Annotated in this window: 18 protein-coding genes; 5 read left to right on the top strand and 13 right to left on the bottom strand. The window is 45.5% G+C overall.

The features are described from left to right. From coaE to yacG, 3 genes are all read left to right on the top strand, one after another. Positions 1-615, top strand: coding sequence for a dephospho-CoA kinase (coaE, locus tag L1D22_RS16295; protein WP_239830555.1), 615 nt, complete (start codon positions 1-3; stop codon positions 613-615). Between the two features lie 26 nt (positions 616-641). Further along, complete coding sequence (gene zapD, locus L1D22_RS16290) at positions 642-1,382, top strand: cell division protein ZapD (protein ID WP_239830554.1); 741 nt, start codon at positions 642-644, stop codon at positions 1,380-1,382. 81 nt (positions 1,383-1,463) lie between these two features. Further along, the gene (gene yacG, locus L1D22_RS16285) at positions 1,464-1,661 is read left to right on the top strand and encodes a DNA gyrase inhibitor YacG (RefSeq protein WP_017106879.1); all 198 of its coding nucleotides are present in this window, start codon (positions 1,464-1,466) and stop codon (positions 1,659-1,661) included. Positions 1,662-2,037: 376 nt separating this feature from the next. On the opposite strand, the gene rplS is transcribed toward yacG, so the two are convergent. The 5 genes from rplS to ffh all read right to left on the bottom strand — a co-directional run bounded on the left by rplS (position 2,038) and on the right by ffh (position 5,643). Further along, a complete protein-coding gene (rplS, locus tag L1D22_RS16280; RefSeq protein ID WP_004738151.1) occupies positions 2,038-2,391 on the bottom strand; it encodes a 50S ribosomal protein L19 in 354 nt (117 codons plus the stop codon). Positions 2,392-2,450: 59 nt separating this feature from the next. Then, complete coding sequence (gene trmD, locus L1D22_RS16275; RefSeq protein ID WP_239830553.1) at positions 2,451-3,191, bottom strand: tRNA (guanosine(37)-N1)-methyltransferase TrmD; 741 nt, start codon at positions 3,189-3,191, stop codon at positions 2,451-2,453. A gap of 27 nt (positions 3,192-3,218) precedes the next feature. After that, positions 3,219-3,773, bottom strand: coding sequence for a ribosome maturation factor RimM (gene rimM, locus L1D22_RS16270; RefSeq protein WP_017629425.1), 555 nt, complete (start codon positions 3,771-3,773; stop codon positions 3,219-3,221). 24 nt (positions 3,774-3,797) lie between these two features. Next, positions 3,798-4,046 (bottom strand): 30S ribosomal protein S16, encoded by a 249-nt coding sequence (rpsP, locus tag L1D22_RS16265; RefSeq protein WP_004410028.1) that lies wholly within the window; start codon positions 4,044-4,046, stop codon positions 3,798-3,800. Positions 4,047-4,257: 211 nt separating this feature from the next. Then, positions 4,258-5,643, bottom strand: a complete 1,386-nt coding sequence (gene ffh / locus L1D22_RS16260) for a signal recognition particle protein (RefSeq protein WP_239830552.1) — start codon at positions 5,641-5,643, stop codon at positions 4,258-4,260. 200 nt (positions 5,644-5,843) lie between these two features. Here ffh and L1D22_RS16255 point away from each other — a divergent pair, with 200 nt between their 5' ends. Continuing rightward, positions 5,844-6,638: an inner membrane protein YpjD gene (locus L1D22_RS16255; protein WP_132762097.1), complete on the top strand. Its 795-nt coding sequence runs from the start codon at positions 5,844-5,846 to the stop codon at positions 6,636-6,638. Between the two features lie 127 nt (positions 6,639-6,765). Further along, complete coding sequence (locus tag L1D22_RS16250; RefSeq protein ID WP_239830551.1) at positions 6,766-8,037, top strand: CNNM domain-containing protein; 1,272 nt, start codon at positions 6,766-6,768, stop codon at positions 8,035-8,037. Between the two features lie 142 nt (positions 8,038-8,179). On the opposite strand, the gene luxS is transcribed toward L1D22_RS16250, so the two are convergent. The 8 genes from luxS to oadA form a co-directional block, all read right to left on the bottom strand. Next, entirely contained in the window at positions 8,180-8,698 is a 519-nt protein-coding gene (luxS, locus tag L1D22_RS16245) for an S-ribosylhomocysteine lyase (protein WP_239830550.1), read from the bottom strand. 24 nt (positions 8,699-8,722) lie between these two features. After that, positions 8,723-9,373 (bottom strand): hypothetical protein, encoded by a 651-nt coding sequence (locus L1D22_RS16240; RefSeq protein ID WP_239830549.1) that lies wholly within the window; start codon positions 9,371-9,373, stop codon positions 8,723-8,725. Between the two features lie 10 nt (positions 9,374-9,383). Continuing rightward, positions 9,384-10,952, bottom strand: a complete 1,569-nt coding sequence (gene gshA, locus L1D22_RS16235; protein ID WP_239830548.1) for a glutamate--cysteine ligase — start codon at positions 10,950-10,952, stop codon at positions 9,384-9,386. A 99-nt stretch (positions 10,953-11,051) separates the two neighbouring features. Then, a complete protein-coding gene (locus tag L1D22_RS16230; RefSeq protein WP_239830547.1) occupies positions 11,052-13,910 on the bottom strand; it encodes a pitrilysin family protein in 2,859 nt (952 codons plus the stop codon). Between the two features lie 9 nt (positions 13,911-13,919). Continuing rightward, the gene (locus tag L1D22_RS16225; RefSeq protein WP_004741880.1) at positions 13,920-14,381 is read right to left on the bottom strand and encodes a YqaA family protein; all 462 of its coding nucleotides are present in this window, start codon (positions 14,379-14,381) and stop codon (positions 13,920-13,922) included. Positions 14,382-14,387: 6 nt separating this feature from the next. Continuing rightward, a complete protein-coding gene (locus L1D22_RS16220) occupies positions 14,388-15,341 on the bottom strand; it encodes an NADP-dependent oxidoreductase (protein ID WP_102504316.1) in 954 nt (317 codons plus the stop codon). A 169-nt stretch (positions 15,342-15,510) separates the two neighbouring features. Continuing rightward, on the bottom strand, positions 15,511-16,641 hold the full coding sequence (locus tag L1D22_RS16215) for a sodium ion-translocating decarboxylase subunit beta (RefSeq protein ID WP_019825842.1): 1,131 nt from the start codon (positions 16,639-16,641) through the stop codon (positions 15,511-15,513). A 9-nt stretch (positions 16,642-16,650) separates the two neighbouring features. Beyond that, the gene (gene oadA, locus L1D22_RS16210; RefSeq protein ID WP_239830546.1) at positions 16,651-18,435 is read right to left on the bottom strand and encodes a sodium-extruding oxaloacetate decarboxylase subunit alpha; all 1,785 of its coding nucleotides are present in this window, start codon (positions 18,433-18,435) and stop codon (positions 16,651-16,653) included. Between the last annotated feature and the right edge of the window lie 16 nt (positions 18,436-18,451).

The raw sequence follows: 18,451 nt of genomic DNA, 5'->3' as shown, positions 1-18,451 counted from the left end.
ATGGCAATCATTATCGGATTAAGTGGCGGTATCGCCAGTGGTAAAACGACCGTCGCTAACCTCTTCAACGAACACTTTGGCATTGATATTGTCGATGCTGATATCGTGGCACGTGAAGTCGTCGCATTGGGCAGTGAAGGCCTGAATCAGATTACAGCTCATTTTGGTGAAGACATCTTGCTAGAAAATGGAACACTAAACCGAACCAAGTTGCGTGAAGTCATCTTCTCTGACCCAACAGAAAAACAGTGGCTCAATGATCTTCTCCACCCAATGATCCGCGACAAAATTGACAGTGACTTGTCTAAAGTCACCTCTCCTTATGCTTTATTAGTCGCACCGCTCTTGGTTGAAAACCAGATGCAAGGCATGGCCGATCGCGTGTTAATCGTTGATGTTCCAGCTGAAGTACAAATAGAGCGTACGATGAGTCGAGATAATGTTTCTAGGGAACAAGTAACGTCAATTTTAAAATCACAGGCTTCAAGAGAACAGCGCTTAGCAGTTGCAGATGACGTGATTAAAAACCATACTAAAAACCAAGAACTTTTGCCTCAAATCACAGATTTACATCAAAAGTATCTGGCAATCAGTACAGTAGATGGGTCAGAATAGAACAATGTTGAATGAAGGTTTGCTCGATGATCACCCACAAATTTGAACATCCTCTAAATGAGAAAACACGCATCTACTTAAGAGTTGAATCACTCTTGAGGCAGTTACACTTGTCTTCTACATTTTCCGATGCTCAACAGTATCAACTCTTTTTCCGTTCTATCTTTGATCTGATTGAAATCTTCGAACAGATCCAACTCAAGAGCGAACTCGCAAAAGACATTGAGAAGCAACGTGTAACCTACAAAAGTTGGTTAGATGTTGAAGGTGTCGATCAAGAGATGCTCACATCACTGCTTACCGATATTGGCAACATCTATCGCGAGCTGATGCAAGCAGAGCGCTTTGGACAATCACTTAAGGAAGACCGCTTCCTGAGTGCGATTCGCCAGCGCTTTAATCTACCAGGTGGCTCATGCTGCTTTGATTTACCGGCTCTGCATTATTGGCTGCACCTTCCTCTCGATAAGAGAATGAGAGACGCCAAGGCATGGATGGATAGCCTACAGCCTCTGTATGAAGCGCTAACGCTATGGTTAAAGCTCACTAGAGAGACTGGCCACTTTAAAGAGCAAATAGCTCGTGCTGGCTTCTTCCAGAGCGATGCTGAAGAGGCAAATATCCTTCGCCTCTCAATTCCAATGCAATACGGTGCTTACCCGATGATTTCGGGTCATAAGAACCGTTTTGCTGTTAAATTCATGAGTTTTGAAACAGGGCAAGCTTGTACTCAAGATATCGAATTTGAATTGGCCATCTGCTCCTAATTAATTTCCTTTTATCGTTTGGCTTGAGTGATCACTCGAGCCTAAACTCACTATTATTATCCCCTCAAATTAAGAATCACTATGTCGAAGAAAATCACCATCGTTAAATGCCCTCAATGTAATACTGACGTTGAATGGGGTGAACAAAGCCCACATCGCCCGTTTTGCAGCAAGCAATGTCAGATGATTGATTTTGGTGAGTGGGCAGACGAAGAGAACAGCATCGCTGGCGCACCAGACATGTCTGATAGCGATGGTTGGTCGGAAGATCCGTACTAAGATTCGAGATTCGAGATTCGAGATTCGAGATTCGAGATTCGAGATTCGGAAAAATGATTGAAGGATTGGCGTTTTGCGTCAATCCTTTTTTATTGTCGATAGTTTGGTAATGCTATAAGAGATTCCCTACTCCTTCCTTCGTCAGTCTAGGGAATGACGGTTCTTAGGGTTTACTTAGCTCTATTGATCAAGCCGACTGCATAAAGCCTCTTTCGCTTACCTTTTTTATATCAGGCATATTCCCTGCTCTCCAATCATAATCCCCAAAAGTGAGGAACGAGAGAGTTGGGGCTCTCTGGTTTTCAAAGCACCAAATAGCAGGCACAAAAAAGCGGAGCCAAATGGCTCCGCTTTTATCGATAGAATGCAAAAAGAATTACTTCTTAGCAAGTTTCTCTTTAATACGAGCTGACTTACCAGAACGCTCACGTAGGTAGTACAACTTGGCACGACGTACTGCACCACGGCGTTTAACTTCGATGCTATCAACCATTGGAGAGTGAGTTTGGAACGCACGCTCTACACCTTCACCGTTCGAGATCTTACGAACTGTGAATGCAGAGTGTAGACCACGGTTACGAATAGCGATTACAACGCCTTCGAAAGCCTGTAGACGCTCACGGTCACCTTCTTTTACCTTAACCTGAACTACAACAGTGTCACCTGGTGCGAATTTAGGAAGGTCTGATTTTAGTTGCTCTTCTTCAAGAGCCTTAATGATGTTGCTCATTTGTATAAATTCCTAGAATAAACTGATACTAAATTTAATAGGTTACTGCTTGCTTTTCGTTAAGAGCGTTGCTCTTTAATGAATTCAGCCAGTAATTGTTCCTGTTCGTCAGTCAGAGCTAGGTTTTCCAGGAGTTCTGGTCTTCTTAGCCAAGTTCGGCCCAACGATTGTTTTAATCGCCAGCGACGAATGACCTTATGGTTTCCAGACTTGAGTACCGATGGCACATCTTTATCGTCTAGAACCTCAGGGCGCGTATAATGGGGACAATCTAGCAAGCCATTTGCAAAAGAATCTTCTTCTGCTGAAGCGAAATCTCCAAGTACACCCGGAACAAACCGAGATACTGAATCAATCAGCGTCATGGCTGGCAGCTCGCCACCCGTCATCACAAAATCTCCAATCGACCATTCTTCGTCAACTTCAGATTGAATTATGCGCTCATCTACCCCTTCATAGCGACCACAAATAAGAAGTAAATTCTCGTTTGTTGCCAGCTCTTCAACACCTTTCTGGTCGAGTTTACGACCTTGAGGTGAAAGATAGATAACTTTCGTCTTTCCCGGTGATGCTTGCTTGGCAGTTTGGATAGCGTCGCGCAAAGGCTGAACCATCATTAACATGCCAGGACCACCACCGTAAGGTCTGTCATCAACAGTGCGATGTTTATCATGAGTGAAATCACGAGGATTCCATGTCTCAATAGATAAAAGACCTTTCTTTACCGCTTGACCCGTTACTCCAAAATCAGTAACTGAACGGAACATTTCAGGAAATAGGCTAATTACGCCAACCCACATGTGTTCTCTCGCTCTATGATTTTAAAGTTAGAATCCAGGATCCCAGTCAACTTCGATCCGTTGAGCTTCGCGATCAACTTTCTTGATCACTTGCTCTTCAAGGTACGGTACTAACCGTTCCTTTTGTCCGAAAGCATCTTTAAGATTTGCTTTGATTACTAGAACATCGTTTGAGCCAGTTTCTAGCATGTCTGTAACAACACCTAGATCGTAACCTTTAGTGGTTACAACTTGCATACCAAACAATTCACGCCAGTAGAATTCCTCTTCTGACAATTCAGGTAACGAAGCAGGGTCTACTGCAATTTCAAAGTTGGTCAGTACATGAGCGTCCTCGCGGATCTCAAAACCTTCCAGCTTACACACCATACCTTTGTTATGACGTTTCCAGCTTTCTACTTTGAATTCAACCCACTTCCCCTTTTGGTTAACGTACCAAGGGGAGTAATCAAATATGCTCTCAGCATTGTCTGTGTAGGAAAAAACTTTAAGCCAGCCACGAATGCCATAGGTAGCACCAAACTTGCCCATAACAATTTTTTCGTCTTGCTTGCTCATTGTTTCTTTACCCTTCATCGACATAAGCTATTTCTCTTTAAAAAAGAATTAAGCCGCTTTTTGAGCGTCTTTAACTAGCTTAGCTACACGATCAGATAGAGATGCGCCTTGACCAACCCAGTGGTTAACACGATCTAGGTCTAGACGTAGACCTTCTTCTTGACCTTGAGCTGTAGGGTTAAAGAAACCTACTTTCTCGATGAAACGGCCAGTTGCAGCGTTACGGCTATCCGCAACTACGATTTGATAGAATGGGCGCTTCTTTGCACCGTGACGTGCCAAACGAATGGTTACCATGTCGTCCTCTTTGCTTTCTTAATAAAATAATTAACCCCAAGTCTAAGTAATAGCTTGGGGTCTCGTGCCAAATTAAAGCCCCGGAATTTTACTCTTATTCCGGTGCAATGCAAGGGCTTTAGCTATTTTTTCACCAACATAGCTGCAGTACACTTTCTGTGACACGGCTAACACTATGAAAAGTAACGTAGCTAAAGCTTACATTTGTAGGTTATCGACCGAACGGGTTAAAGCCACCACCCATACCTCCACCGCCGCCCATCATGCCTTGCATGTTGCGCATCATGCCTTTCATGCCACCTTTCTGCATCTTCTTCATCATCTTCTGCATTTGGGTGAACTGCTTAAGCATACGGTTTACATCTTGTACCTGTGTACCAGAACCAGCAGCGATACGCTTTTTGCGTGAGCCTTTGATTAGGTCAGGGCGTTGACGCTCTTTCATAGTCATAGAGTTGATGATCGCTTCCATTTGCTTGAACATCTTGTCATCAACTTTATCTTTAACGTTGTCTGGTAGCTGAGACATGCCTGGAAGCTTATCCATCATGCCCATCATGCCGCCCATGTTTTGCATCTGACCAAGCTGTTCACGGAAGTCTTCAAGGTCAAAGCCTTTCTTCTCTTTGAACTTCTTAGCCAGTTTCTCTGCTTTCTCGGTATCAACGTTTTTCTGTAGGTCTTCAATAAGAGACAGTACGTCACCCATACCTAAGATACGAGAAGCAACACGATCTGGGTGGAACGGTTCTAATGCGTCAGTTTTCTCACCAACACCTAAGAACTTGATTGGTTTACCTGTGATATGACGAACAGACAGTGCAGCACCGCCACGCGCATCACCATCTACTTTCGTTAAAATAACACCGGTTAGTGGTAGCGCATCGCCAAAGGCTTTTGCAGTGTTCGCAGCATCTTGACCTGTCATTGCATCAACAACGAACAGCGTCTCTACTGGTTTAATTGCAGTATGAAGCTCTTTGATCTCGCCCATCATCTCTTCATCGATAGCCAAACGACCGGCAGTATCGACTAATAGTACGTCGTAGAATTTCTTCTTCGCGTGTTCGATTGCAGCGTTTGCAATATCAAGAGGCTTTTGGTCAGCTGAAGATGGGAAGAAGTCGACGCCAACATCACTTGCTAACGTTTCAAGCTGTTTGATCGCCGCTGGACGGTAAACGTCGGCAGATACAACCAGAACTTTTTTCTTGTCACGCTCAGTTAGCAGCTTAGATAGCTTACCTACCGATGTGGTTTTACCCGCACCTTGTAAACCCGCCATTAAGATGACTGCTGGCGGTTGCGCTGCTAGATTAAGAGCTTCGTTAGACTCACCCATCACCGCTTCAAGTTCAGCTTGAACGATCTTAATGAATTCTTGACCCGGTGTTAGAGATTTAGATACCTCAACACCCACAGCGCCTTCTTTTACGCGCTTAACAAAATCACGGACAACTGGCAATGCAACGTCGGCTTCAAGTAGCGCCATACGTACTTCACGCAGCGTCTCTTTAATATTGTCTTCGGTCAGACGACCTTTACCGCTGATGTTCTTCAGCGTTTTGGATAGACGATCCGTTAAATTATCAAACATAGTTTTCTCTTCGCTCAATCCTGCGACTATTACTGTGAGTATACATTAGCGTTGATTAGAGTCATACCCGTTGTGGAGCGTTAATCATCCACGCTTGTGATGTGAGACATTGTTCACTTGGAATTGAGTGAGGTTCACCGTAGCCCCAAAGAGCGATGCAAGGTATAATTCGTCAATTAGTAATCATTTAAATGGATACCATGGACAGTCTTATTGCGATCGCAGCAGCCTTTCTTTATACAATGGCGATTTCCACGATCATTCCAGGTCTCGTGCACCAAACAGGAATCCGTGTAAAAACGGTGTTTATCAGCGCATTACTTGCTTTAGCTTTCCATGCTTGGTTGCTTGGCGATTTAATCTTTAATGCCAGTGGCCAAAACCTTAGTATCTTGAACGTTGCTTCATTAATCAGTTTAATCATTTCTTTGGTGATGAGCGGCGCGATGCTCAGAACCCGCTTGTGGTTCATTTTGCCTGTTGTTTATAGCTTCGCAGCGCTTAACCTCATGGCCGCAACGTTTCTCCCAAGTACCTTCATCAAACATCTAGAGAATGACCCGAAACTGCTCGTGCACATCTCTTTAGCATTGTTCTCATACGCGACGCTGACGATCGGTGCGTTATACGCCCTGCAACTCGCGTGGCTTGATCACAAGCTTAAAAAGAAAAAAGCCTTAGTGATTAACCCTAACCTACCTCCTTTAATGATGGTGGAGAGACAGCTTTTCAAGATCATTCTTATTGGTAATGGCTTATTAACGGGGACTTTGCTGACTGGCCTTATCTTCGTACAAGATATGTTTGCTCAAGGAAAGGCGCACAAAGCGGTGTTGTCTTTCATCGCTTGGGTTATCTACTCCATTCTTTTATGGGGTCACTACCAAAAAGGTTGGCGTGGACAGAAAGTCACTTGGTTCGCACTTGCGGGCGCCAGCATGCTCACATTAGCCTACTTCGGTAGCCGCTTCGTTCAGGAAATCATCCTGAACTAGTCTGTCAAATAAAGGCAAGGTCTTACACACCTTGCCTTTAAAATATTGAGTCCGTTAGATTCAATTGACATCTCGACCATGTTCGGTCATAAATTAATCAAGATACACAAATAGGAAAATAATAGTTTTGGACGACATATCAACGGGTATCTTATTTGCGCTACTCGCGTGTCTCATTGTAATTTCTGGTTATTTCTCTGGTTCCGAAACGGGCATGATGTCCTTGAACCGCTACCGTTTAAAGCACTTGGCCAATACGGGTCATAAAGGTGCCAAACGCGTAGAAAAACTTCTGAACCGCCCAGACAGATTGATTGGCCTCATTCTCATCGGCAACAATCTCGTCAACATTCTTGCATCTGCGATCGCTACTATTCTTGGTATGCGCATCTACGGGGATATCGGTGTGGCTATCGCTACCGGTACCCTGACTCTCGTGATCCTCGTATTCGCCGAGGTAACCCCAAAAACCATCGCTTCTCTATTTCCTGAACGTGTCTCTTATGCCAGTAGCATCCTTTTAATGGTGCTGATGAAGGTACTGTCACCATTGGTGATTTTGGTTAACTTCATTACCAACGGCTTCATTCGTTTCTTAGGTGTTAAAGCCAGCCATGATGCAACCGACCACTTAAGCTCAGAAGAGCTCAGAACCGTGGTAAATGAAGCGGGCAGCCTTATTCCCCAGCGTCACCAAGATATGTTGGTGTCTATTCTAGATTTAGAGCACGTGACCGTGAACGACATCATGGTGCCTCGTAATGAAATCACCGGCATCGACATCAATGATGATTGGAAATCGATTGTTCGCCAACTGACTCACTCTCCTCATGGTCGTGTGGTTCTGTACCGTGACCAGATAGATGAAGTGGTTGGTATGCTGAGGCTGCGTGAAGCGTATCGCTTGATGCTGGAAAAGAACGAATTTAACAAAGAAACCCTGCTGCGTGCCGCAGACGAAATCTACTTCATCCCTGAAGCAACCCCACTCAATATTCAGCTGCTAAAATTCCAACGCAACAAACAGCGCATCGGTCTAATCGTTGATGAGTACGGTGATATCAATGGCTTGGTGACATTAGAGGATATTCTAGAAGAAATTGTCGGTGAGTTTACCACTTCAATTGCGCCAAGTTTGTCTGATGAAATCACACCGCAGAGCGACGGCAGCTTCCTAATTGAAGGTAGTGCGAACATTCGTGATATCAACAAAGGCTTGCAGTGGGCTCTCCCTACCGATGGTCCTAGAACGTTAAATGGTTTGATACTAGAACATCTGGAAGATATTCCAGAGAGTCACCTGAGTGTTCAAGTTGCCAGCCATCCAATGGAAATCGTGGAACTTGAAGAGAACCGTATCAAGCTGGTGCGCGTGTTCCCACAGATCGTTAACGGATAAATATGGCTTGCTTTAATAGCTAAATGAGCACACACAAGCTCACATGCGATAAAAACAAAAGGCCCGATTCATTGAATCGGGCCTTTTAGTATCTAGCTCGCTCAGTCTAGAGTGAAGCGTATTCAATGTGAACTAAAAATGACTAGTCGATTTTAAGCTCTTTAAGCATCGACTCTGGCAGTGCCAGTTCATCATTCTTGTTTACAGAGATACCTGCAGCGATGATTGCATTCGCGATCTCTTTCGCTTCATCCAAAGAGTGCATTGCCGCTGTACCACATTGGTATTCGTTCAGCTCAGGGATCTTATTCTGGTTCTCAACTTTCAGTACATCTTTCATAGCAGCCAACCAACCGTCAGCCACTTGTTGCTCTGTAGGCGTACCAATTAGGCTCATGTAGAAACCAGTACGACAACCCATTGGTGAAATATCGATGATCTCTACATCTGAACCGTTCAGTTGATTACGCATAAAACCAGCGTATAGATGCTCAAGAGTATGGATACCTTTCTCAGATAGGATGTCTTTGTTTGGCGCAGTGAAACGCAGGTCAAACACAGTGATGGTATCCCCTTTTGGGGTTTGCATTGTTTTAGCAACACGAACTGCAGGTGCGTTCATGCGTGTGTGATCAACAGTGAAACTATCTAATAAAGGCATTGCTCTTCTCCGTGACGGCTGGCTTTAGAAAAACCAGCTTCGATTGTCTTCTAGTTCTTTGCGGCACTGTTTCAGCTGCCATCCATAATCTTTTGCTTGTTGTTCGACTTTGCGAGCCACCTTAATTAGCGATGGCTTACTGTTGTATGACTTACGCTTATAACCACCACGGCCTTCATGATAAGCCAGGTATTGGTTATAAGGGTCCCATAGCGAGATACCCAGCTGACGACGTGTCTCACTGGTATACCAACCAATAAACATCAACGCATCATCGAAGTTGGTTCTTGAACCACCGTTATTGGTCGCTTTTTGGAAGTCTTCCCAAGCAGGGTCTTGAGCTTGCGCATAGCCGTAGGCACTGCTGACGCGTCCCCACGGAATAAAGCCAAGAATGTAATCTTTGGGTGGGCGCGCATCATGACGAAAGCTACTCTCTTGTTTCACAAAAGCCATCGCTACGTTAATCGGCGTGCCCCACTCCTCTTGCATATCAAGTGCATCTTCATACCAAGATGGATGCTCTCTGAAGATACTACACAAATTATCTTGCTGTTTAGGCGGTGGCGTTGCACACCCAACCAATAGGCTAGAGACAACACCCACAGTCACTACAGGTAACCATTTACCACTCACACGGGTTGGCTGACCTGATAAGTCTTGCTTCCTTTCCACCAAAGTCTCGCTATGCTTTTAAATACGAAAAATAATCCGCTAAGAAGCTATCAAAATCTTGAGTGCTTGCTTCTTCACTTTGTTGCTGAGCAATCACAGAGCGTTGAACTTCCGCTTCCATCAATTCAGCTGAGTAAACTTTATATTGGTGCGCTTTATGTTGTTGAGCGTACGTTTTACCTAACGCGCAACCCACTTTACCTAAGCCACCCAATTTTTTGGTTTCTTCTAGCAACTGGCCAGAAATCGTTAGCTCTGGGTTATCAATCCAAGCTTCAAGCGTATCGCATGTTTCTTGGTATGCACGACCGCCTTGTTCTGCGTCCATCATTTCAGCGATAGAGCGTAGATCTTTAAATACACGCTTCGCCCAATCTTGCAGAGACAAGCGCTCGCCATGACAACCAATTTGTAGCTCTAAGCCAACCTGACGACCTTCTAAGATCACCTTGTTCCAGTTATCGCGCCAGCATTCAAGTTCGCAGTTATCCATCTCAGCAGAGTCTGTTAATACACTCCACGTTAGGAATAGATCCAAGAAGCGAACTTGCTGTTCAGTAATACCGATTGAGCTGAATGGGTTTACATCTAGAGAACGAACCTCGATGTATTCAACGCCGCCGCGAGCCAACGCTTCAGATGGCTTCTCACCACTTTTCGCAACACGCTTAGGACGGATTGGAGCGTAAAGCTCATTCTCAATTTGCAGTACGTTGCTGTTTAGCTGACGGTATTCACCATCAACCTTAGTCCCGATTTCGGCGAATTCTTCTGATGGCGTACGAATCGCTTGATTCAAACCTTCAAGGTACTGACCTAGGCTGTTGAAGCCAATCTTCAATACACTTTGCGCACTGTTCGTGTAACCAAGATCACTCAGGCGCAGTGCCGTTGCTTTTGGCAAATACAGTGTCTCACCAACCTTTTCGAAAGGTAGGTTGGTTTCTCTTCCTTTAATGAAAGAAGAACACAGTGCAGGTGAAGCACCGAAGAAATAAGGAATTAACCAACCAAAGCGGTAGTAGTTACGGATCAAGCCAAAGTAAGCATCTGACTTAGCTTCACAACGCGCTTCTTCTGATTGCTCTCCAAACAGGCTATCCCAAAAGCTTTCTGGGAATGAGAAGTTGAAGTGAACACCTGAAATAATCTGCATTAAGCTACCGTAACGGCGCTTAAGGCCTTCACGATATAGCGTCTTCATTTTACCGTTGTTAGAGGTTCCGTATTGCGCTAGCTGGATGTAATCTTCACTGCCAACGTAACAAGGCATAGAGAGCGGCCATAGCTTTTCGCCATCTAACTTAGTTTGCGTGAAGTGATGGATATCAGACAACTGATTCAAAAGCGTCGGAACGTCATTAGAAACAGGCGTGATAAATTCCAGTAGCGACTCAGAAAAATCGGTCGTTACCCATCCGTTCATCAACGCAGATCCCAAAGCCTTTGGGTGCGGCCCAGTCGCAAGATGCCCATCTTCCGTGTAGCGTAACGTTTCCCTTTCAACACCACGACCAAATTGAGAGAAGGTCTTAGGGTTGGTTGCAACTTGCTTTAGTCGCGCAGCAAAATCAGTCAAAATTCAGTTCACTTATCTTATATCGTTCTGATTAGAACTATCATAAATTAGGTCGGAGGAGAAAAATAGAGTCTTTTCCATCCCCCTTTAATGTGTACTCTAACGAATGATTTCAAGCTCTTCTATTGGAATATCTAACTTTTCTAATTGTGGGCGAAGCGAAGTCGCGTCACCAACAACGATTATTTGATAATCATTCGGGTCGAACCATTTCTTCGATAGCTCGTTTAAGGTCTCTTTTGAAACCGTTTCAACTATCTGATTGCGCTGTTGTAGATAATCTTCATCAAGGCTCAATGCGACAATATTACTCAGCAACCCAGCCTTTTGACTTGGCGTTTCGTATTTAAGCGCATCTTGTTGACCGACGGCGAGGCGCATAAATTTCACCTCTTCGTCAGTCAATCCACTTTGACTGAACTCGTTCAGCTCATTAATGAACTCTTGAATCGATGGAACCGTCGCATTCGCTCTTACCTGTGCACTGAATACCACCGCGCCCGTTTCACGAGTGCTCGCAAAGTAACCACTTGCACCGTAAGTGTAGGCTTTATCTTCACGTAGATTCTGGTTGATACGGCTATTGAAGTTACCCGCTAGGTTAAAGTTAGCCAGTTGACTCAAATACAGTTCACCTGTTGCATCAAACGGCAGGCCTTTACGCACCAAGCGAACAATACTTTGCGGTGCACCCGGTTTGTCGACCAAGTACAAATGCTGACCTGAAAGCTCTTTGACGATCTGTGGGCGCGTTAATGGGGCTGCATCGCCTTGCCACTCTTCAAAGAATTGTAGCTGTTTTCCAATTTCTTTCTTCGAGATGTCTCCCACAACAACAATATTGGCACCTTCAGGTGTGTAGTGTTGGTCATAGAATTTTTTCACATCGTCTAGAGTGAGTTTCGATAGAGATGCTTTAGTACCGTCGCTTGCTCGAGCAAAAACAGTGTCGCCAAACAGCACCTCGCGGGTTGCTTGAGACGCCATCCAGCTAGGTTGTTGGTGCTGATACACAACGCCTTCTAACATCTGTTTCTTAACACGCTCAAAGTCTTGCTCATCAAACTTAGGCTCAAACAGAACCTCTTGCACGATCGCTAAGGTTTGAGGCAGATTCTTCTCTAGCGTAGAAACTGAAATATCCGTGGTGTAACTGCCCGCACTGATGCTCACACTACTACCAAGCTTATCTAGTGTCGCTTGTAACTCTTCAACTGTTCGTTTTGTCGAACCTTCTTCCATCATCGAAGCGGTTAGGTTCGCTAAGCCTTCTTGACCTTTACGGACATAACGCTCGCCGGCTGGAAGTTGAATCTGTAGCTGTACGGTCGGCGTTTCACTGGTCACGGTACCAATCAAATCGGTGCCGTTTGCAAAGTGCATGCGATACAGCTCTGGCATTGTCGCTTCGACACCAAAGGTCACCTCAGGCATCACACTTCGATCAAAGGTGTCAGTTGCTCTTCTGAAGTTCAGTTGGTCTTCCGTTACTTTACTGTATTCAGGCAAAGTACGTGGTGGCGTGGTAAATGTTGCTTCTCGAACGGCTAAATCAAGCTGTTTTTTCGGAACCACACTCAAAGTCACCTTATGCTTACCTTCGATGAAATCTTGGTAGGCCTTACTCACGCTTTCAGGCGTGACGGCACGGATTTGATCCAGCTGAGACTCAATGCGATCTGGCTGACCGTAGAAGGTTTGGTTAGATGCAAGTTGTGACACCTTGCCTTTAACACTTTGCAGTGCGAAAACCGCATCCGCTTCTGCCATACCGGTGATCTGGTCTAGACGCTCTTGTTCAACACCCTCTTTCGAGAATTGCTCTAGGGTATCCATCAATTCTTTATTAAGAACCGTCAAATCACCTTTTTCACCTGAGTTACCCATCGCATACACATACATGGTACAAGCGAGCTCAGCACAGTCATGGAAAGATCCCGCACTGACTGCTTTCTGTGTTTTTACAAGGTTTTGATACAGGTAGCTGTTAGTGCCTGAACCCAATACATTGGACAGTGCATTCAGTGAAGCTTGTGTCTCTTCACCGCGATATGTTGTTGGCCAACCCACAAGCACCATCGGCTGACGAATATTATCTTCTAACGTAATGTACTTATCTTCTGTTAGCACGGCTGGTTGCTTCTCTGCAGCCTTAACTTCTGGGCCTTGAGGGATTGGACCAAAGTACTTGTTAATCCACTCTAGCGTGTCATCAACGTCGATATCACCACCGATAGTTAGTACCGCATTATTTGGGCCGTACCAACGCAGGAAGAACGCCTTCAAGTCATTCACATCGACACGGTCTAGATCTTCCACATAACCGATTGGTTGCCATGAGTAAGGATGACCTTCAGGGTAAAGCGCTTCACCCATGCGTTCCCACATCAAGCCATAAGGGCGGTTTTCATAACTTTGAGCACGTTCGTTTTTAACCGTGCCTCTTTGAACTTCGAATTTCTTCTGAGAAACCGCATCCAATAAGAAACCCATTCGGTCTGATTCTAACCACAACATTTTCTCAAGTTGGTTAGATGGAACGGTTTCAAAGTAGTTAGTGCGATCACGGTTAGTGGTGCCGTTTAACGAGCCACCAGCCTCTGTAATGATCTTAAAGTGCTGCTGGTCACCAACGTTCTCAGAACCTTGGAACATCATGTGTTCGAAGAAGTGAGCAAAGCCCGATTTACCTATCTCTTCACGAGCAGAACCTACGTGATAGGTCACATCAACATGCACAAGAGGATCAGAATCATCCGGGGAAAGAATCACTGTCAGGCCGTTTTCAAGCTGGTATTTGGTGTAAGGGATCACCACTTTGTCTTTAGAAGGCTTCACCTCTTCGACTAGAGTGACGCCTTCTGGCAATGAGGAAAAGAAGGATGTTGAGCTAGGTACATTATAAGAACAGCCTGCGATGGCGATAAGAGAAAATGTACCAAGTAAAACCTTTTTCATAGGTTCTCCTTAGAAAAAACCGAAGTAGATAGCAGCAAGTAAGCTGTAGCGAGCGGCTTTGCCAATCGCTATCAAAATAACGCTAGGGATAAATTTCATTCTTAGCCAACCCGCCGCGAGACACAAAGGGTCACCAATAACGGGCAACCAACTGAATAACAGTGTCCAGTAACCATAACGGCTCAGCCAAGCCATAGCCTTATGACCATGCTTTTCAGATTGAGTTCGATTAGGCAACCACAAACCAATCCAATAGTTAGTAAGACCACCTAAGGTGTTACCAAGTGTCGCTATGAGAATAATCGACGATGTTGAGAATTGATCTAAGCTCAATGCGGCAACAAGACTGGCTTCTGAACCGCCGGGCAATAACGTGGCACTTAAGAAGCCACTGATGAAGAGTACCCAAAGCGCCGAGTCAGAGAACCACAGCGCTATGTTTTCAAAAAGGGAGTTAAAGAATTCTAGCACTGCCTATCAACCTTCTTGCATTTTAAGCAGTACCTTGCCTCTGGTGTGTCCGGTTTCAACCTGTAGATGCGCCGACTGTGCTTCATCCAGTTGGTAGATGCCTTGAATTTCTGTTTTAAGTAATCCAACACTCACCATATAAAGCATGGTGTCCATTTGCTCAGGGTTTGGCTCAACCAACATGCCTGATGCGGTAAAACCTAGTAGTGTGGCTTTCTCACAGATCAATTCAGCAGACAAAGTTGGCACTGTCACTACTCTTGCGCCGTCTTTCAGGCACTTCAATGCATCAAGCGCGGTATCGCCACCGACCAAATCAATCAGCACATCAACATCAGAAACTCTTTCCGACGCTGGCGCAAACTTATAGTTAATTGCGTGAGCACCTAACGTCGCAAGGTAATCAAGGTTGGCTTCACTGCAGGTCGTGTAAACCTCGGCTTTTGCGGCTACTGCAATTTGAACCGCAAGGTGACCAACGCCGCCAGCCCCCGCTAAGATAAGCACGCGATCGCCTTCTTTCACTTCGGCTTTGTTTAGCGCTTGTGCTGCGGTTTGACTAGCAAGTGGTAATGCCGCTGCCGCTTCTAAGGTGACAGAATCAGGAACCATGCTTAACGCCGCTTCTGGAACACAAACATATTGGCTGTAGCCGCCACCTTGCAGTGGAAAGCCAATAAAGCCCGCCACGTTATCACCAACCGTAAAACGTTCAGCCTGATCGCCTAGCGTGACAATTTGACCCGAAATATCGTATCCCGGTACCCAAGGAAGGTTGTCTTTGTTTTGTGCTGCTGCCCAACCAAGGCCAGCACGGGTTTTCACATCAATCGGATTAATGCCCGAAAAGGAAACTTTAACCACCACTTCTCCGGCCTTAGGCTCAGGAATCGCACTGGTTTGAATACTAAGGTTTTCGACGCCGCCGAATTGAGTAATCGCAATCTGTTTATTTTCCATTTCCACATTTCCTTGATTGATAAAAGCCCTAGTGAGCAAGCACCCTAATTAATAAAAAAAAGGGATGCGAAAGCATCCCTTTGACTATAAACCATTTAATAAGGCTAAGTTAACCGCTCATTCGTAAATTGACGACCAATTAACGTAACGATACATGACCAGTAATCCATTAACCGACTAGCGCTAATAGAATACCCGCCGCAACCGCACTACCAAGTACACCTGCTACGTTCGGGCCCATCGCATGCATCAACAAGAAGTTTTGAGGGTTTGCCTCAAGGCCAACCTTGTTCACAACACGTGCTGCCATTGGAACCGCCGATACGCCAGCTGCACCAATCAATGGGTTGATGTCCTCTTTCGAGAAGCGGTTTAGAACCTTCGCCATCAATACCCCACCCGCAGTACCAATACTGAACGCAACTGCACCTAAGCCAAGAATACCCAGTGTCTCTAAGTTCAAGAAAGTATCCGCTTGAAGCTTAGAACCAACACCGAGACCAAGGAAAATAGTCACAACGTTAATCAGTTCGTTTTGTGCTGTTTTCGATAAACGATCAACCACACCCGCTTCACGCATTAAGTTACCCAGACAGAACATACCCACTAGAGGCGTTGCTGAAGGTAGGAACAAAATCGTCATCAGTAGTACAGCAAGTGGGAAGAGGATCTTCTCTGCTTTGCTAACATGACGAAGTTGAGCCATCTTAATCTTACGCTCTTCAGGAGACGTTAACGCTTTCATGATTGGCGGCTGAATAATAGGAACCAATGCCATGTAGCTATACGCCGCTACAGCAATCGCACCTAAAAGATCAGGAGAGAGCTTACTCGCCAAGAAAATCGCGGTTGGGCCATCGGCACCACCAATGATCGCAATGGAAGAAGCGTCGGCCATCGAGAATTCCATGCCTGGAACATAGTTCAGTAAGATCGCGCCGAATAAAGTCGCGAAGATACCAAACTGAGCCGCAGCCCCTAACCACAACGTTTTAGGGTTCGCAATCAACGCACCGAAGTCCGTCATCGCACCAACACCCATAAAGATCAGCAGTGGGAAAATACCCGTTTCAATACCAATGTAGTAAACGTAGTACAGCAAACCACCTGGATCAGTAAACCCAGCATTTGGAATGTTTGCTAATACAGCACCAAAACCAATCGGTAGTAGAAGTAACGGTTCAAATCCTTTACGAATTGCCAAAAACAACAATAAGCAACCAACCAACATCATACAGATCTGGCCGAACTCAAAGTTCGCAATCCCTGTTTCAGACCATAAGGTCATCAATCCTTCCATGGTACTCCCTTACGCCAAGCTTAGTAGTGGAGCGCCTACAGTAACTGCATCGCCTTCTTTAACATTCAGTTCTTGAACGATACCACCACGAGCAGCACGAACTTCCGTTTCCATCTTCATTGCTTCTAGGATAAGCAGAACGTCGCCTTCAGCAACCTCAGCACCCGCCTGAACGTTAACTTTAAAGATGTTACCCGCCAATGGAGCAGGAACCGCTTCAGCGTCAGAAGCTGCTACAGGTGCAGCCTGAGCCGCTTGAGCAGTTTTTGCTGATGGCGCAACAGATGTTAGTTCACCTTGTGGGCCAACCTCGACATCGTAAACTTGACCATCCACCTTTACGCTGTAGCTTTCGATGCCACCAGACACAGGCGCCGGCGCTGCAGCAACTGGAGTCGCAACTTCTGCCGTTGGTGCTGGTTCAAATGCTTCAGGGTTACGACGGTTCTTAAGGAACTTAAGACCCACTTGTGGGAAGAGTGCGTAAGTCAGGACATCATCAACTGTATCTTCAGCTAGAGAGATACCTTCTGATTTCGCTTTCTCTAAAAGATCCGTAGTCAGCGTATCCATTTCTGACTTAAGCAAGTCAGCAGGGCGACAAGTGATTGGCTCTGCACCATCTAGAACTTTCGCTTGCAGTTCAGTATCCACTTCCGCAGGTGCTTGACCGTATTCGCCTTTCAGCAGACCTGCAATCTCTTTAGTGATGCTCTTATAGCGCTCACCCGTTAGCACGTTAATAACCGCTTGAGTACCGACAATTTGAGAAGTTGGTGTTACCAAAGGAATGTAACCAAGCTCTTTACGTACGCGTGGGATCTCTTCAAGAACCTCGTCCATACGATCGGCTGCGCCTTGCTCTTTAAGCTGACCTTCCATGTTAGTCAACATGCCGCCAGGAACCTGAGCGATCAAGATGCGAGAATCCACACCTTTTAGCTGGCCTTCCCATTGCGCGTACTTTTTACGTACATCGCGGAAGTAAGAAGCAATTGGCTCAATCTGGTCAAGCTTAAGGTTCGTATCGCGCTCAGTGCCTTCTAACATCGCCACAACCGTTTCAGTTGGCGTGTGGCCGTAAGTACAGCTCATTGAAGAGATAGCCGTGTCTAGAATATCGATACCCGCCTCAACGGCTTTAACCGCTGTTGCTGTCGATAGACCCGTTGTCGCGTGGCTATGTAGCGCTAGAGGAACATCACACGATGCTTTGATGCGTGTAATTAACTCTTCCGCTTCATAAGGCTTTAATAAACCTGACATATCTTTGATACATAGTGAATGACAACCTAGGTCCTCTAGACGCTTAGCCAGATCAACCCAAGTATCAGAGTTGTGAACCGGACTGGTTGTGTAAGACAAGGTACCTTGAGCGTGGCCGCCAACATCAATCGTTGCTTTCACCGCTTTTTCAAAGTTACGTACGTCATTCATCGCATCAAAAATACGGAATACGTCCATGCCATTCTTATGGGCACGTTCAACAAATTTTTCTACTACATCATCCGCGTAGTGACGGTAACCCAACAGGTTTTGACCACGCAGTAGCATCTGCATTGGTGTGTTTGGCATCGCTTTTTTCAGTTCACGCAAACGCTCCCATGGATCCTCTCCAAGAAAACGGATACACGAATCAAACGTCGCGCCGCCCCAAGTCTCTAGAGACCAGTAACCGACTTTATCCAGTTCTGCCGCAATTGGCAGCATATCTTCGATACGCATACGAGTAGCAAATAGTGACTGGTGCGCGTCACGAAGTACCACATCTGTGATAGCTAGTGGTTTAGACATGCTCATAAACTCCTTT

The organism is Vibrio sp. Isolate34 (assembly GCF_022397915.1).
Classification (GTDB): Bacteria; Pseudomonadota; Gammaproteobacteria; order Enterobacterales; family Vibrionaceae; genus Vibrio.
This window is presented reverse-complemented; position numbering and strand designations above follow the sequence as displayed.